Here is a 16,303-nt window from a genome sequence, read left to right as displayed (position 1 = left end):
TCATCTGGCGTCGAGGGCGTTGCGGTTTGACCGCAGGGGGCCCAGCCGCGTAGCGTTGGACAGCCGTTCCGGGTGTTTCCGCGCGCCTACTTTCCGACGTGAGTTTCCTCGGGGCGGTTCGGTCGGTCCTCCGTCCGGACACCCGGTCCGGACACCCGGCCAGAACCAGCATCGTCGACCCGTCGGGCGGCGTGCCCGCACCCGACGTCATTCAGGAGCACCTCGTGAGCAAGCGGACCTTCCAGCCGAACAACCGCCGTCGCGCGAAGACCCACGGCTTCCGGCTGCGCATGCGCACCCGTGCCGGCCGCGCGATCCTCGCTGCGCGCCGCCGCAAGGGCCGCACCGAGCTGTCCGCCTGACCTCGCGCGTGCTGCCCTCGGCGCACCGGCTTCGTCGTCCCGCTGAGTTCGGGCGGGCGGTGCGCAAGGGCACGCGTGCAGGACGGTCGACCGTGGTGGTGCACCTCCTTGTGGACAACGAGGGGGATGCGGCGCCACTGGTCGGCTTCGTCGTCTCGAAGGCGGTGGGCAACTCCGTGCAGCGCAACCGCGTCAAGCGCCGACTGCGCGCGATCGTGCGGTCGGTCATTGCCGACGGCGCAGGACTGCCCGCGCACGCGCGCGTCGTCGTGCGCGCCCTTCCGGCGGCCGGCTCGGCGACCTTCACGGAGTTGAGCCGCGACGTCGTGACCGCCTGCGAGAGGGCATCGGAGCGCGCCGGACGCCGTGCCGCTGCGGTGAGCACCCCATGAGGATCGAGAGCATTCGCGACATCCCCGCCAGCGTGCTGGTGGGGATGATCCGCGTCTACCAGGTCGTGGTCTCCCCGATGACGGGGCCGACCTGCAAGTACTACCCGTCCTGCTCCCACTACGCCGTTGTGGCGATCCGCACGCACGGTGCGCTGCGGGGGACTGGGCTGGCGCTTTGGCGCATCCTGCGCTGCAACCCGTGGAGCCTTGGTGGGGTGGACGACGTGCCGCCATCGCGCCGCACCGTTCTTCCCGTGGACGGCGCGACCAACACCGGCGCACAGGCTGGCGTAGCCACGCAGACGCACCAGCACTGAACCCTCCCGGCTCGCGCTCCGGGTCCCCAGACTTCTGACGTACCCCAAGGAGACACGACGCTATGGGCTTCTTTGACCCGATCCTCGCCCCCATCATGTGGGTGGTGTCCTGGGTCCTGTACGGATCCCACTGGGTGTTCGCCCACATCGGGTTCGGCCCCGGACCCGGCTACGCGTGGGTGCTCGCGATCGTCGCGCTCACAGTGATCATGCGAGCGGCGATGATCCCGCTGTTCGTCAAGCAGATCAAGGCCTCACGCGGCATGCAGATCATGCAGCCCGAGTTGCAGGCGGTCCAGAAGAAGTACAAGGGCAAGACGGACCCGGCGTCTCGCGAGGCCATGACCCGCGAGACGATGGAGCTCTACAAGAAGCACGGGACGAACCCGTTCGCCTCCTGCCTGCCGATCCTGCTGCAGTCACCGATCTTCTTCGCGCTGTTCCGCGTGCTCAGCAACCTCCAGCCCATCGCCCGGGGCGACCACTTCGACAGGATGTGGTCGTTCGGACCGATCGATCAGTCCGTCGCCGCGGACTTCGAGGCGTCGAGCCTCTTCGGGGCTCACCTGTCCGAGGTCTTCCTGCAGACCGAGAGCATGGCCGCCCGCGTCGTCGTGATCGTGCTCATCGTCGCGATGTCGGCGACGACGTTCACCACGCAGCGCCAGCTGACAATGAAGAACATGCCGAAGGCCGCCCTCGAGGGCCCGATGGCGAACATGCAGAAGACCATGCTGTATGTGCTGCCGCTGGTCTTCGCGGTGTCGGGCGTCAACTTCCCGGTGGGTGTGCTCATCTACTGGACCGTGACGAACATCTGGTCGATGGGCCAGCAGTTCTACACCATCAAGCGCATGCCGGCGCCGGGGTCGGAGGCAGAGCGCGCGCTCAAGGAGCGTCAGGCGCGCAAGCTCGCCGCGAAGGGCATCGTGCCCGAGGTGGCTCCCGAGGAGGAGAAGCCCAAGCCGAGCGGCCAGCGGGTGCAGCCTCAGCGCAAGAACCGCAAGAAGAAGGGCTGACGAGCCATGACGAACACGACACCAGAAGCGACCAACCGCACCTCGGAGCTGGAGGAGGAGGGCGAGGTCGCGGCCGACTACCTAGAGGAGCTGCTCGACATCGCCGACCTCGACGGCGACATCGACATCGACGTGCGCCACGGACGCGCAGCGGTCGAGATCCTGGCCGAGGACCAGGGGTCGCTCAAGCACCTGGTGGGCCGCGAGGGAGAGGTGCTTGAGGCGCTTCAGGACCTGACGCGGCTGGCGGTGCAGGCGAAGACGGGGGAGCGCAGCCGGCTCATGCTTGACGTCGCGGGGTTCCGCGCGCAGCGCCGCGCCGAGCTCACCGAGCTGGCCGAGAAGGCCGTCGCCCAGGTCAAGGAGACGGGCAGCGAGCTCTCGCTCGAGCCCCTCAACGCCTTTGAGCGCAAGGTGGTGCACGACGTCGTCGCCGCGGCCGGCTTGTCGAGCGACTCGCGTGGCGTTGAGCCCGAGCGCTACGTCGTGGTCCAGCCAGCCCAGTGAGCATCGTGTTTCACGTGAAACACCGGGTGCGGTGATCGGTCGATGAGCGAAGAGCTGGAGCGACCCTCGCAGCCGGTGGAGGACGACACCCAGGACCGCGCGCTCGGAGAGTCCGCGATGGTGCGCGAGCTTCTGGGGGACGCGTACGACAACGTGCGCTGCTTCGGGGAGCTCCTACGCGAGCAGGGGGGGCTGCGGGGCCTGATCGGCCCTCGCGAGGTGTCGCGACTGTGGGAGCGGCACCTGTTGAACTCGGCGGCCCTCGTCCCCCACCTCCCGTCCACGGGTGTGGTGGTCGATATCGGCTCAGGGGCCGGGCTGCCCGGGATCGTTGTCGCGATGATGCGCCCGCAGTTGCGGCTCGTGCTGATCGAGCCGATGGAGCGGCGCACCACGTGGCTTGAAGAGGTCGTGGAGCGCTTTGGGCTGATGAACGTCGAGGTTAGGCGCGGACGCGCGGAGGAGTATCACGGGGCCTTTGAGGCCGATGTGGTCACCTCCCGTGCCGTGGCCAACTTGGCGAAGCTCACCCGCATGAGCATGCCGCTCCTGCGCCGGGGCGGCGAGATGATCATCCTCAAAGGGCGGAACGTCGCAAGCGAGATCGACCCTGCGCGCAAGGCGCTGCGTTCGTTCAAGGCCTCGGAGCCTGAGCTCCTGTCGGGGGTCACGGTCCCCGGGGTCGAGCCGACGACGATCCTGCGGGTGCGCCGAGGCTGAGTCGGTCTGATGTTTCACGTGAAACGCGCCCGCGTGTCTCGCGTGAAGCATCGGCGAGCTCGGCGCCATGTCCCGTGGCGCGGCAGTGACGCAGGCCCGGGTCCGCGTCAGCATTCCGTCCCCCGCGGTGTGGACGCGCCGCTCACGCCACCTCAAGGCCGTAGGCTGTGCGCGTGGCTGTGGCTGGACGCCGTCGAAGTGCCCCTGACGTGCACGTACGGATCCCTCAGCCGAGACCGGGTCGAGGAGAGGGACGTACAGCATGGGATCCGAGGAGCGCAGGTGGCCATGGAGCCGCATGACCACGCCTCCCGTAGGACGTGACCACGCCGAACCCGCACCAATGCCGGTGACGCACCCACCCCACCCCACTCCCGATCCAGACCCGACCGCAGGCGGAGCGGAGGCCCGCGGTGAGGACGGTCGCACGACGGCGGTGCTCACCCAGGCGCCTGAAGACTCGCAGGTGAGCGCGGAGGTGGCGCCCGTCGAGGCGGTCGTGATCGCTCCGGTGTCGATCGGAGCACCGATCGATACAGAGGGCTTCGAGACGCCGGAGCCCGCGTGGACGGGCCGCGCGGACGGAAACCGAGCCGCGTTGATCGAGAGCATTCCCGAGGTTGATGAGGACACCCCGCTGGCTGCGCAGTTAGCGGTCGACGCTCGACGCCGCATCGACCTGCAGGGGCGGAAGTTCCCCCGACCAGCCCAGACGCGAATTCTCACCGTGGCGAATCAGAAGGGCGGTGTCGGCAAGACGACCACGACGGTCAACCTTGCCGCCGGACTCGCCCATGCCGGCCTGAATGTGCTGGTGATCGACAACGACCCGCAGGGCAACGCCTCGACCGCCCTCGGAATCGAGCATCGGGCGGGAACGCAGTCGATCTACGAGGTGCTTGTCGAGGATGCGCCCCTGGAGTCAGCGATCCAGGCGTGCCCCGACGTACCCGGTCTGTGGGCGGTTCCGGCGACCATTGACCTCTCGGGCGCAGAGATCGAGCTCGTGTCGCTTGTTTCACGTGAAACACGCCTGCGCCGCGCACTGGATCAGTACCTCGCCGACAGGCAGGCGCGCGGTGAGGAGCCTATCGATTACGTGCTGGTGGACTGCCCTCCGAGTCTGGGACTGTTGACCGTCAACGCGTTCGTCGTGGGACGCGAGGTGCTCATTCCGATTCAGTGCGAGTACTACGCACTGGAGGGACTGAGCCAACTCCTCAAGACGATCGACCTCATCAAGGCGCATCTCAACCCGCACCTGGCGGTGTCCACGATCCTCTTGACGATGTACGACGGACGCACCAACCTCGCACAGCAGGTCGCGGATGAGGTGCGCCGGCACTTCCCCGAGCAGACGCTCAAGACGACAGTTCCGCGTTCGGTGCGCATCTCTGAGGCGCCGAGCCATGGGCAGACGGTCATGACCTACGACCCGTCGTCGACGGGCGCGCTCGCCTATCTGGAGGCGGCGCGAGAGCTCGCGGAGCGCGCTGTTCAACGCGCTGACCTGCAGGAACGTGCGTAGTCTCGATGCCGAAGCGCGCACATGTGACGACGGGCGAGCGAGGGGCCGCCACCACGAGGCGGAGGGCAATGATGACGGCGACACGTCGACGTGAGACGAGGGAATGGGTATGAGTGCTCAGAAGAAGCGGGGTCTGGGTCGCGGGCTGGGCGCGCTCATCCCGTCGGGTCCCGAAGGCGACCGCCCGGTCGACGTCTTCTTTCCCGCGGCCGAACGGGAGGGGGAACGCCTCGCGCCGGTGTCGGTGGAGCCCGACGAAGGCGCCGGAGACGCCAGCGACGCCTTGACGAAGAGCGGCGTGGTGAGCGGACGGTCCATGTCGTGGGACGCCGCGATGTCGAGCGGACGTCTGGCGATTCGCACTGCGGGCGGTCCTCGACTGGCAGCCGCTGGGGCGAGCGCCGACAGCACCGCGGTCGCGGAAGAGCAGGATGCCTCCGAGGCCGGGGTGATGGCGCAACGGACAGGGGACCAGGCCGGGCACACGACGGTTGTGACCGAGTCGAGCGGTGTTGGCCCCGCGGAGATCGGCGTCGTCACCGGCGCCACCCCCGTCGTCGGTGGGGAGTTGGCCTCCGTGACGCCGATCGGCTCGGTGCGGGTTCCCCATGACGCACTCGCCAGCCGTGGCGGCGCCGTGGCAGCGTCGCGCGTTCAGGCGTTCAGCGACGGGAACCTGGGCGCCGTTTCACGTGAAACATCCGGGGGAGTGGACGCTGACTCCGATCTTCTTCCGGTGCCGGGAGCCTCGTTCGCTGAGCTTCCCGTCGCGGCGATCCGCCCCAACACCTGGCAGCCGAGGACCGTCTTTGACGAGACGGAGCTCGACGAGTTGGTCGAGTCGATCAAGGAGATCGGTGTGCTGCAGCCGATCGTGGTCCGCCCGGACCGCGACGGCGACGGGCAGTACGAGCTCATCATGGGCGAGCGCCGCTGGCGGGCGACCCAGTTGGCCGGACTGGACACCGTTCCGGCGATCATCCGCGAGACCGATGACGCGGACATGCTGCGCAACGCGCTGTTGGAGAACCTGCATCGCGCCCAGCTCAATCCTCTGGAGGAGGCCGCGGCGTACCGGCAGTTGCTCGACGACTTTGGGTGCACGCACGAGGAGTTGGCCACGCGCATCGCGCGGAGCCGACCCCAGATCTCGAACACCCTGCGGCTCCTGAAGCTCCCGCCGCTCGTCCAGCGCCGCGTCGCGGCGGGCATTCTCTCCGCTGGACACGCGCGTGCGCTGTTGGGGCTCACCGATGGGGCTGAGATCGAGCGCCTCGCGCAGCGCATCGTCTCCGAGGGCCTGTCGGTGCGGGCGACGGAGGAGATCGTCACGCTCATGGGTTCGGAGCGGCCGGACGCGAAGACGCGCGCGCCACGTGCGGGTCAGCGCAGCGTCGCCGTCGACGACCTCGCCGGGCGCCTCTCGGACCGCTTCGAGACGCGCGTCAAGGTGCAGGTGGGCAAGTCGAAGGGCCGACTCACCGTGGAGTTCGCCTCGGTCGAGGACCTCAATCGCATCCTCGCGGTCATGGCGCCCGACGATCCGGGGTTGCTCAAGTCGTAATGGGCGCGCATCGCCGCGAGACTGAGGGTCCCTGTTTCACGTGAAACAGGGACCCTCAGTCGTCAACTCCTCCACAGGCGGCGACGTTTCACGTGAAACGCGCCGCGGCTTGGGCTGGGCTGGGTCAGTTGGTGGACGTCGCTCGTGCGGCGGACTCGACGATGCCGCGGTACAGCGTCGCCAGGTCATGCCCGGCCGCGGCGGCCGCCTGAGGGAAGAGCGACGTCTCGGTCATGCCAGGCGCGACGTTCACCTCGAGGACCTGCGCGGTCCCGTCAGCCTGAAGGATGAGGTCGGTGCGCGACAGGTGCCGCAACTCCAGTGCCCGATGCGCCGTGACGGCGACGCGGGCGACGTCGTCGGCCTGCGCTGCGGACAGCCGGGCGGGCACAAAGTACTCAACCCGCCCCGCGTTGTACCGCGCGTCGTAGTCATACCCTCCGTCGACGACGACCTCGACCGCGGGGAGCGCGACCGGCCCCTGCGGTCCCTCGACCACGGAGACCGCGAGCTCGACGCCGTCGATCGCACGCTCGATGAGCGCGCCGCCGCCATAGGCGAAGCAGTCGACCATCGCGCGGGCGAGATGGTCCGGACGGTTGACGCGGGTCACACCCAGCGCGGAGCCCCCTCGCGTCGGCTTGACGACGACGGGCAGGCCGAAGCGCTCGACGACGGTGGTCAAGACCCCGTGGGCGCCGAGGTCACGGAACAGGTCTTGGGGGAGGGTCAGCCAGTCCGGGGTCGACAGCCCCGCGGCCAACAGTTGCTCCTTGGCGATCGGCTTGTCCCAGGCGCGACGACTCGCGCGAGGTCCGGTCCCGACGTACGGCACGCCCGAGAGTTCGAGCACGTCACGCAGCGATCCGTCCTCACCGCCGGCGCCGTGGAGCAGTGGCCAGACAACGTCAGGGCGCTGCTGGTCCAGGTAGGTCAGAAGGGTGGCGTCGACGTCGTGCAACGAGACGTCGACACCCGCCGCGCGCAGCGTCTCGGCGACGCGTCGTCCCGAGCGGAGCGAGACGTCGCGCTCATGCGAGAGGCCACCGGCCAGGACGACGACCGACAGGCCCGAGCCGGGCTTCGGGTCCCCGGACGGCACGTCTCCAAGACCGGGTGCGACGACGTCGGCGACCCGGGCGGGCGTGGCCCCAGCGGCGCCGGAGGCGCCGGACGAGGCGATGGTGGAGGGCAGCGAGGTGGTCATGAGGCGCCTGCTCGATTCGTCGTCGGAGGGTCAGGGTGCGGCCGGGTCGTGGGGCGGCCGTCCCTGGCGCAGGATCAGGCCAGGTCGGGGGAGGGGTACTCGGCGTCGCGCGGGTCCTCGTCACGCTCCGCGTGCGTGCCGAAGAGCTGCACCAGGTCGGCCTCAGCGTTGACGACGCCCGAGAGCCGTCGCACGCCCTCACGGATGCGCTCGGGAGTGGGGTAGCAGAACGACAGGCGCATGTGGTCGGCGCCCTGGCCGTCGTAGAAGAACGCGGTGCCGGGAACGTAGGCGACCCGTTCGGTCACGGCGCGAGGGAGCATCGAGCGCGCGTCGAGACCCTCGGGCAACCCGACCCACACATAGAACCCGCCGTCCGGCACGTTCCACGTGGCGCTCGGCAGGTGCTCCGACAGTGCGCCGATCATGGCGTCACGGCGCTCACGGTAGAGCTCGCGGTACGCCTTGATCTGCCCCTTCCAGTCGCACGTCTCCAGGTAGGTCGTGATGGCCATCTGGGAGGCGTTGGAGGGGGAGAGGATCGAGGACTCGCTGGCGAGCACAAGCTTCTCGCGCACGGCGTGGGGCGCGATGACCCAGCCCACGCGGTAGCCGGGGGCAAAGGTCTTGGAGAAGGACCCGAGGTACAGCACACCCTCGTTGTCGAAGGCGCGCATCGCGGGCAGCGGCTCACGGTCGAAGCCGAGCAGGCCGTAGGGGTTGTCCTCGACGACCAGCACACCGAAACGCCGGCAGATCTCCAGCACCTGGTGGCGCCGGTCGAGGGACAGCGTGACGCCGGCCGGATTGTGGTAGTTCGGGATGGTGTAGAGGAACTTGACCGTCTTGCCCGCTGCCCGGGCCTCGACAAGGGTGCGCTCCAGGGCCTCGGGGATCAGGCCCTCGGCGTCCATCTCGATATGGGCGACCTCGGCCTCGTAGGAGCGGAAGACTCCCAGAGCGCCGACGTAGGACGGCGCCTCGGCGAGGATGAGGTCACCGGGGTCGACGAAGATGCGGGTCACGAGGTCGAGGGCCTGTTGCGAGCCCGTCGTCACGACGACGTCGTCCGGGTGCGCGTCGGTGATGCCCTCGAGCGCGACCACCTCAAGGATGCGCTCACGCAACTCCTCGTCGCCCTGGCCCGAGCCGTATTGGAGCGCGGTCGCGCCCTTGGTCGTGATGAGGCGTCGCATGGCCTCGCCGATCACCTCGAGCGGCAGGCCTTGGATGAACGGCATCCCGCCCGCGAGCGAGACGACCTCGGGGCGGTTGGCGACCGAGAAGAGCGCGCGAATCTCTGATGCGCGCATGCCGTGAGCGCGCTGCGCGTACGCGCCGAACCAGGGGTCGAGTCGCGTGCCTGCCGCCTCGACCTGGCCGGCGGCCGCGGCGGCCCCCGCTGCCGCAGCACCGTGCTGGGGCGTCGTGGGGTGCATCGTCGTCGCGTGCACGGCCTGATCTGTCATCGCGGCCTCCGGTTCTCTCACGATCCCGGTGTCAATCCCGGGTCGAGCGGGGACGAGGAGCCAGCCCTCGTCCGGGTGATAGGTGATGACCTGGCCCGTCTCGCGCAGGGTGCGCTCGACGTGGTCCAGGTTGCGGCGCTCCTCGCCGGTGAGGGTGCGACCCTCGGCCCGTCGGTGGAACGCGAGGACGGCCCGCCGGTAGGTGCTCGAGCGGTGCTCGGGGCGCACTTCCCAGGGGATCACGCGCCGTGTCGAGTGCTGAGCCGGCACGGTGGTGTGCCGCTTGCGGAATGTCGAGATCGCCTGGGGGGAGACCTCGACACCCTCGTGCACGCGCAGGTGCTCCACGATCGCGCGCGGGCCGAGGCCCTCCTGAAGGAGGCGCGTGACGAGTGCAGCCGGGAGCTTGCGGGCCATGCCGGGGACAGTACACCTCCGCAGCTCATTCACAAAGCGCAGATGGCGCGGAGCGATCAAGAAGCGTGAGTGTGTTGTGATGTTTGTGCAGGGGCGCTGCGCCGGAGGGGACGGCGAAGGCCGGTGACCTGGGAGGTCACCGGCCTTCGGGGTGGTTTCGACGGGCTCAACCACCGGGAGGGGTCCTCAGGAGAGGATCGGCTCCAGCTCGGTGAGCAGCGCCTTCTTCGGGCGGGCGCCCACGATCGACTTCACGAGCTCGCCGCCCTGGTAGACGTTGAGCGTCGGGATCGAGACGATGCCGTAGGCCATCGTGGTGCTCGGGTTCGCGTCGGTGTCGAGCTTGACCACCTTGATCTTGCCCGCGTACTCCTGCGCGATCTCCTCGAGGATCGGGGCCACCATGCGGCACGGGCCGCACCAAGTCGCCCAGAAGTCGACGAGGACCGGCAGGTCGGCGTCGAGCACCTCGGTCTTGAAGGTGTCGTCCGTGACGGCGAGCGTCGCGTGGTTGTCTGTCATGCGTACTCCTTCGCAAGCTCCGGCGTGCGGGCGCCGGCGTCGTCGAGCGCGGTCAGGTAGGCCTGCGCGTCCAGGGCCGCGGAGCAGCCCGAGCCGGCGGCCGTGATCGCCTGTCGGTAGGTGTGGTCGACGGCGTCGCCGCAGGCGAACACACCCGGCAGGTTGGTGCGCGTCGAGCGGCCCTCGACCAGGATGTAGCCCTCGTCGTCGAGGTCGACCTGGCCCTTGACCAGGTCGGTGCGCGGGTCATGGCCGATGGCGACGAACAGGCCCGTGACCGGCAGCTCGCGCTCCTGGCCGGACTCGGTGTCGCGCAGGGTGAGGGCCGTGACCTGCGTGTCTCCCGTGATGGCGGCGACCTCGCTGTTCCAGGCGAACTCGATCTTGGGGTCCGCCGCGGCCCGCTCGGCCATGATCTTGGACGCGCGCAGCGCGTCGCGGCGGTGCACGACCGTGACCTTGGAGGCGAATCGCGTCAGGAACGTGGCCTCCTCCATCGCGGAGTCGCCACCGCCGACGACGGCGATGTGCTGCTCGCGGAAGAAGAACCCGTCGCACGTGGCGCACCAGGACACCCCGCGCCCCGACAGGCGTCGCTCGTCCTCCAGGCCAAGCTCACGGTAGGCCGAGCCGGTCGCGAGGATCACGGCGCGGGCGAGGTAGGTCTCCTCGCCTCCGGTCACCACGCGCTTGACGTCGCCGGTCAGGTCGACGGACTCGGCGTCGTCCCAGACCACCTCGGCGCCGAACTTCTCGGCCTGCTCGCGCATCTTGTCCATGAGGTCGGGGCCCATCACCGCCTCGGGGAACCCCGGGAAGTTCTCGACCTCGGTGGTGTTCATGAGCGCGCCACCCGCGGTCACCGAGCCGGCGATGACCACGGGGGCCAGGCCGGCGCGAGCGGCGTACACGGCCGCCGTGTAGCCCGCGGGGCCCGACCCCACGATGACCACGTCGTGAATGGTGGGCTCGGGAGCGGCGCCCGTCGGGTCGGTCGCGGTGTCAGTCACAGTCTCTCCTTGTCGCGGTGGCCAGGGGTCGTCGGACGACGGCGGGGGCACCGCCTGCGTAACGCGCCCTGGGGCGCCGATGTTCCGGCGTCGTCGCCGCCCTGTGCGAGCAGCGGCGCGACGCGCACGATGTCACGGCGCGTGTCGTCGCGCCGTCTCACTGTGCCGTGTCACTGCACAGTGATCTCGTTGAGCTCGAGTCGGTTCTGGCCGCCGGTCTGAGGCAGTTCGGTCATCCACAGGACGAACGAGTCGCCGACGACGGGCTGGGAGAACGTCAGCTCGGTCGTCGGGCTGATCGTGGCCTCGGCCAACACCTCGCCCTCGGTCGGGCTGTCGGTCGTGGTCTTGCGGACCTCGACGCGCCCGCCCTGGCTGTTGGTCAGCAGGGTGATCGAGTTGACGGGGGCCGGCTCGCGCAGGTGGACCGTGAACCCGATGCCGTCCTTGAGGCCGCCGAAGGTGGGCGTCGCGTACGTGCACGTGAACCAGAACGTCGACGGATCACTGTCGACGGCGAGGGCCGCCGTCTCGGGCTGCTCGCCGCTGCAGGCGGCGGCCGGGCCGACCTGCTCGGCTCCGGCGATGACGGGACGCACCTCGGCCGGCTGCTCGGGTTGCGGGGAGTCGGTCGTCCCCTCGCCGTCCGGGGACTGAGCCGCCTCGTCGGGGGTCGCGGTGCTCGTCGTCGTCACCGGGGAGAACGGCGACAGGAAGCGGGTGATCGCCCAGCCGCCGCCGAGGATCAGGCCCACGAGCACGAGGCCGAGCACGATCGGCGTCGGGTTGACCCCGCGCCGGCGCGGAGCGGATTCGGTCGCGAAGCCCTGAGCGGCTGCCCCGGCCGGGGGCCGCTGGGCGGCGCCGGCGGCGGGCTGCGCCTGGGTCGGCCACGGGGGCCCTGGCTGGCCGGTGGGCCGCGGCGCGACCCTTCCGGGCGGGATCGCCGGGGCGGCGCCGTGGCCAGGGGGCGGAGGCGGGGGCGGTGGGACGGCGCCGACACCCGCCGCGCCGACACCCGCTGCGCCCACGCCGGCCGCGCCCACCGCAGCGGCCCCGGCCGCGCCAATCCCGGCCGCACCGGCGCCTGTCGCTCGGGGGATCCGACCGGTCGGGCGCCGCGTGGGAGGGGTTCCCGTCACGCCGTTCGGGCGGACCGACTGGCGGACGGGCGCACCACCCTGCGGCGCCGGGCGCACGAACGCGGGCAGCGCCGCGACGACCGAGACCTCTCCCCAGGGACGCAGCGCGGCCGCGACCTCACCCGGGCTCGCCGGGCCACCGCCGTCGCCGAGGGCCGAGCGCACCATGCCGTCGAGCACGGGGTCGACGTGCGGCACGAGAGACGACAGAGCCGCGGGCACGCCCTGCTCGTCACGCTGTGCGGGCAGCGGACGCACGACGTCCAAGGAGAGCCACGGCTCGTCGAGGCTGTCTCCCGCCCAACGCGCGGTGAGGGCGTAGTAGGCGAGGGCGGCCAGGTCGCGCGCGTCTGCGGCGGCGCCGTCGGCCCCGGCGCCCTCGACGCCCGCCAGGCCCGAGTCGATCCCAAGGCCCGTGACCAGGACCTGGTGGCCGTTGACGCGCACGGCGTCGGGCCGCAGCGCCAGGTGGTGCACGCCGCGCTGCGCTGCGGCGTCGAGCGCGGCGGCGGCCTCACCGACGACGGCGCGGGCCTGCTGGGCGTCGACGAGCCCGCTGGAGACGATCTCGGTGAGGGTCGAGCCGGCGTACGGCTCGGTGATGACGTAGGAGAGCGACATCCCGGCGACCTGCGTCGTGCCGACGTCGAGAACCCGGGCCAGGCGCGGGTCGGAGACGAGGGCCGCGCGACGGGCGGCGTCGAGCGCGGCGGCGGCGTGCGGCCCCTGCAGGAGGGTGACGCGGACGGCGCGGTCGAGCACCGTGTCGGTCGCCTGCCACGCGCTCGCGTCGGTGAGATCGGTCGGGGCCGGCTGGTCGATCCGGTAGCGGTCGACGACGACGCTGCCCGCCTCGACGGCTGGACCGTGTCCGGCGCCGGGTGTGGGTCCGCTCGGCGGGACGTTGCTCACCTGGCCTCCTCGGGTGTCGGCGGGCGCTCACCCGCTCGAGGTCATTCAACCGGACGGGGCTGGACGCCCGTGTTGTCCGGCTCGCCCATCGTAGGGGTGACGCGGGCGACGACCAGCCAGCGCCGCTCGGGCAGGGGCGCAGTCGGCGCGAGAATAGCCGTCACCCGTCCGGCTCACGTGCGCTTGTCGGTCCTGCGGGAGGCCTCGGCGGGGATGAGCGGATCGGGCACATGGGCGTCGGTGGCCCGTCGGGGGGAGCGGCCGCGGCGCACGGTGCGCCAGATGCCGACGATGAGCAGGAGGGCGACGCCCCCCGCGATGACGGCCGTGCCCACGGTCTCCCATCCGGCGCGCACGCGCAGTTGGAGGGTCACGGGCGCGGCCGCGGGTGCGCCGTCGGGGGTGAGCAGTCGCACCTCGACCTCGACGTCGCCCGACGCGAGCGCGCTGACCGGCACCGTGATGCGGGCCTCGGCGCCCGCGGCGATCGTCTGCGTGGGGCGTGCCCCGACGACGAGGCGCGGGTCGTCGGGTTCGAGCATGACGGTCACCGTCGCGTCGACCGGCAGGTCGTTGCGCACCGAGACGGGCAGGCTGCCCGCCGCCGAGATGAGCGTGATCTCGGTGTCGACGACCGAGACGGCCAGGCGTCCGCGCAGCGCGTCGGCCGCGCTCACCGCCGCCGACACCGCCGCCGGGCGCGCCTCGGGCGAGGCGCGCCACGCGACCGACGTCGGGGCTGCGAGCTGGGGGCCCACGAGCGCGGTCAGGTCGCTGGGCTGGGCCGCGACGCTCGCGAGCGAGGCCACGGCCGCGCGCGCCTGCTCCAGTCGTCGCACCTGATCGGGAGCCAGCTCCTGCGCCTGGGGTTCGGAGGAGTCCAGGGGGACGCGTGTGATGTCGGGCGTCGGCTCACTGAGCAGGTCGTCCAGCGGCGTCAGGCGCACCCAGCCGCTCGCCGCGAGGGCGGAGAGCGTGCCGCGCAGCGCGTCGAGGTCGGGCGACCAGCCGCGCGGCATGACCGCGACCAGGTGAGGCTCGTTGTCGGCAGACTGGGCGGAGACGACCGACGTCTCGGCCAGAAGCCGTTGCGTCGCCTCGGTGGTGGACAGCGCGACGGCGCCGTTCGCGTGCCCGTTCGCCTGGCCATTCGTCTGGCCGGTGGTCTCGCCGGTGGTCTGGCCGTTGGTGCGGTGCGTCGCGGAGTACAGGACCGTGGAGAGCGGACCGTCGGCGACGACCGCCGTGATGTCACCGTGGCCGGTGGCCACCGTCGCCAGGCCGGTGCCCGTGCCTCGGATCGGCGCGAGCCCCGACGCGACGACGGCGGTGCCCAGCCCCGCGGCCCGCGCGGCGCCGAGCGTGGCCAGGTCCGGGGCGGCGGACCCGGCGGGCCACGCGAGCGGGTCGCCCCACGTGTCGGGCATGGTCCACCCGCCGGGCAGCGGCGCGGTCACCGCGGCCGTGAGGGCGCTCGGGTCGAGGCTTGCGTGCGCGAGCGCGGCCAGGTCAGGGTCGTAGGGCGCCAGCGGGCGCACCCCGGTGCGGTCGCCGAGCTCGCTGACGGCTCCGGCCCAGGCCGCGACCTGCGGGTCGTCGGAGGCCGCGGCCGTGGCGACCAACGCCGGGTCGATCGCCAGGGACAGCGCGCCGCGGGCGCCCGTGGCCTGCTCGGCCGCGCTCACGGCCGCGAGGGTGCGGGCCAGGGCGCCGCCGGGAGCGGCCGACCCGGCGAGCGCTCCGGTGGCCTGGGGATCGGACGGGTCCACCGCGGGGCCGGTCATCGGGGCCAGCAGGGAGAGTCGGACGGGGTCGGCGTCGGCGCCGTCCTCGTCCGCGGCGTCGGGGTCCCACAGGAGGAAGGTGCGGATCACGTCGACCGACCCGCCGTCCTGGCGCAGCGTCAGCGCGAGCTGGCGCGGGCCGCGCGTCGCGCCATCGAGCCCGAGACCGTCGATCCCGATCGTCAGGGACACCTCAACGCTCTGCCCGGGCGCGACCGGCTCGACGGGGACGCGCTTTTGCGGCTGGCGTGGCCCGGGGCTGACGTCGTTCGCCCACGCCGACAGGTCCTCGCGCGCAACGATGCGCTTCCAGCCGGCCCACAGCTCCAGGTTTGCGCCGTCGAGCGGCTGCGCGGTCTGGTTGGTCACGCGGACCGTCACCGTCAGGTCGTCGCCGGGGCGCGCGACGGCGGGCGTGAGGCTCGTCAGCGCGATCCGCGCGGTCGTGGCGGGGCTGGTGGTGGCCGGGCTCGTGGTGGCGGGGTTGGTGGTGCTGGTCGTGGCCGGGCTGGTCGTGGCCGCCGTCGCGGGAGCGGCACCCGCCCCGAGGACGCCGAGAGTCGCGCCGACGAGGGCGGCGACGGCGAGCCGCGCGGCGCGGGCGCGGGCGGCTGGGCGTGCGGGCGGGCGGCGGGCGCCGGGGGCACGCCGCAGGGTGAGCAGGCGCGTCACCGCGGGGAACCGGGTGCGGGCGGGCGCGCGGGGCGGGGCGGTCCGGGACGTGGCGGGCTCGGCCGGGTCAGCTCGGGCGTGCGGTGCAGCAACTGCCGCGCGACGACGGCGAGCCGCTGCTCGTTGGGGTACGACAGGCGCTCGGGCAGTGTGGAGACGGGCACCCAGAAGGCGTCCTCGGCCTCCTGGTCGGGGTCGTCCTCGACCGTGAGCCGCCCGCCCGTCATGCTGAGCAGGTAGTGGTGGACCACCTTGTGGACGCGCCGCGTCTCGCCCGAGAACCAGTAGTCGATGACGCCGAGCGTCGTGCGGATCTCGCCGACGATGCCGGTCTCCTCGCGCACCTCACGGATCGCCGCCTGCTGCGGCGTCTCGGCTCCCTCCAGGTGCCCCTTGGGCAGGCACCACTCGAGCCGACCCGCGCGGTTGCGGCGCACGATCACCGCGGCCTGGGGTCCGTCCTCACCGGGTCTCGCGGCGCGGACGACGACGCCACCGGCCGAGGTCTCGTCGACCACCGGCAGGTGCGACTGATGGGAGCTCGAGGCGGGGAGCGGACTGCGTCCGCCCGTGCCGGGCAGCGCTCCTGGCAGGGGGCGCAGCCGACGCGGGTCGACGCGCAGCGGACTACCGCCCGGGGGCACCGGACGGGCCGTCGGGCGTGGGTGGTGTCCACCGCTCGCCGCCGCCGCCCCATGCATGTCACAACCCTACCGAGTGCGCACGGTCGGTCAGACGCCGCACGCCTGGTGCGAGTGA

General features: G+C 71.6%; 15 protein-coding genes. 8 read left to right on the top strand and 7 right to left on the bottom strand.

Annotation, left to right across the window (positions count from 1 at the left end):
* Positions 1-224: 224 nt before the first annotated feature.
* From rpmH to EV386_RS14795, 8 genes are all read left to right on the top strand, one after another.
* Positions 225-362: a 50S ribosomal protein L34 gene (gene rpmH, locus EV386_RS14830; RefSeq protein WP_034225701.1), complete on the top strand. Its 138-nt coding sequence runs from the start codon at positions 225-227 to the stop codon at positions 360-362.
* A gap of 8 nt (positions 363-370) precedes the next feature.
* Positions 371-754: a ribonuclease P protein component gene (gene rnpA / locus EV386_RS14825; protein ID WP_130416109.1), complete on the top strand. Its 384-nt coding sequence runs from the start codon at positions 371-373 to the stop codon at positions 752-754.
* The gene (gene yidD / locus EV386_RS14820) at positions 751-1,071 is read left to right on the top strand and encodes a membrane protein insertion efficiency factor YidD (protein WP_130416108.1); all 321 of its coding nucleotides are present in this window, start codon (positions 751-753) and stop codon (positions 1,069-1,071) included. The genes rnpA and yidD overlap by 4 nt, the downstream gene beginning before the upstream one ends.
* A 62-nt stretch (positions 1,072-1,133) precedes the next feature.
* Entirely contained in the window at positions 1,134-2,090 is a 957-nt protein-coding gene (gene yidC, locus EV386_RS14815; RefSeq protein ID WP_130416107.1) for a membrane protein insertase YidC, read from the top strand.
* 6 nt (positions 2,091-2,096) lie between these two features.
* Positions 2,097-2,597 (top strand): Jag family protein, encoded by a 501-nt coding sequence (locus tag EV386_RS14810; RefSeq protein WP_130416106.1) that lies wholly within the window; start codon positions 2,097-2,099, stop codon positions 2,595-2,597.
* 42 nt (positions 2,598-2,639) lie between these two features.
* Positions 2,640-3,317: a 16S rRNA (guanine(527)-N(7))-methyltransferase RsmG gene (gene rsmG, locus EV386_RS14805; RefSeq protein ID WP_130416105.1), complete on the top strand. Its 678-nt coding sequence runs from the start codon at positions 2,640-2,642 to the stop codon at positions 3,315-3,317.
* A gap of 298 nt (positions 3,318-3,615) precedes the next feature.
* Complete coding sequence (locus tag EV386_RS14800) at positions 3,616-4,845, top strand: ParA family protein (RefSeq protein ID WP_278025449.1); 1,230 nt, start codon at positions 3,616-3,618, stop codon at positions 4,843-4,845.
* A gap of 109 nt (positions 4,846-4,954) precedes the next feature.
* A complete protein-coding gene (locus EV386_RS14795; protein WP_130416104.1) occupies positions 4,955-6,409 on the top strand; it encodes a ParB/RepB/Spo0J family partition protein in 1,455 nt (484 codons plus the stop codon).
* Positions 6,410-6,533: 124 nt separating this feature from the next.
* On the opposite strand, the gene EV386_RS14790 is transcribed toward EV386_RS14795, so the two are convergent.
* The 7 genes from EV386_RS14790 to EV386_RS14760 all read right to left on the bottom strand — a co-directional run bounded on the left by EV386_RS14790 (position 6,534) and on the right by EV386_RS14760 (position 16,245).
* The gene (locus EV386_RS14790) at positions 6,534-7,616 is read right to left on the bottom strand and encodes a D-alanine--D-alanine ligase family protein (RefSeq protein WP_130416103.1); all 1,083 of its coding nucleotides are present in this window, start codon (positions 7,614-7,616) and stop codon (positions 6,534-6,536) included.
* 74 nt (positions 7,617-7,690) lie between these two features.
* Positions 7,691-9,055, bottom strand: coding sequence for an aminotransferase-like domain-containing protein (locus EV386_RS14785; RefSeq protein WP_130416965.1), 1,365 nt, complete (start codon positions 9,053-9,055; stop codon positions 7,691-7,693).
* A gap of 633 nt (positions 9,056-9,688) precedes the next feature.
* Entirely contained in the window at positions 9,689-10,024 is a 336-nt protein-coding gene (trxA, locus tag EV386_RS14780) for a thioredoxin (protein ID WP_130416102.1), read from the bottom strand.
* Entirely contained in the window at positions 10,021-11,034 is a 1,014-nt protein-coding gene (gene trxB, locus EV386_RS14775; RefSeq protein WP_130416101.1) for a thioredoxin-disulfide reductase, read from the bottom strand. The genes trxA and trxB overlap by 4 nt, the downstream gene beginning before the upstream one ends.
* Positions 11,035-11,204: 170 nt before the next feature.
* A complete protein-coding gene (locus EV386_RS14770; RefSeq protein WP_130416100.1) occupies positions 11,205-13,088 on the bottom strand; it encodes a protein kinase family protein in 1,884 nt (627 codons plus the stop codon).
* A 173-nt stretch (positions 13,089-13,261) separates the two neighbouring features.
* On the bottom strand, positions 13,262-15,544 hold the full coding sequence (locus EV386_RS14765) for a DUF6049 family protein (protein ID WP_130416099.1): 2,283 nt from the start codon (positions 15,542-15,544) through the stop codon (positions 13,262-13,264).
* Positions 15,541-16,245 carry an NUDIX hydrolase gene (locus EV386_RS14760; protein ID WP_130416098.1) on the bottom strand — a complete coding sequence of 235 codons (705 nt, stop codon included), beginning with the start codon at positions 16,243-16,245 and terminating at the stop codon, positions 15,541-15,543. The genes EV386_RS14765 and EV386_RS14760 overlap by 4 nt, the downstream gene beginning before the upstream one ends.
* Between the last annotated feature and the right edge of the window lie 58 nt (positions 16,246-16,303).

This window comes from Xylanimonas ulmi, assembly GCF_004216535.1.
GTDB lineage: Bacteria > Actinomycetota > Actinomycetes > Actinomycetales > Cellulomonadaceae > Xylanimonas > Xylanimonas ulmi.
The sequence above is the reverse complement of the archived record's forward strand: the minus strand, read 5'-3'. Positions and strand labels throughout refer to the sequence as shown.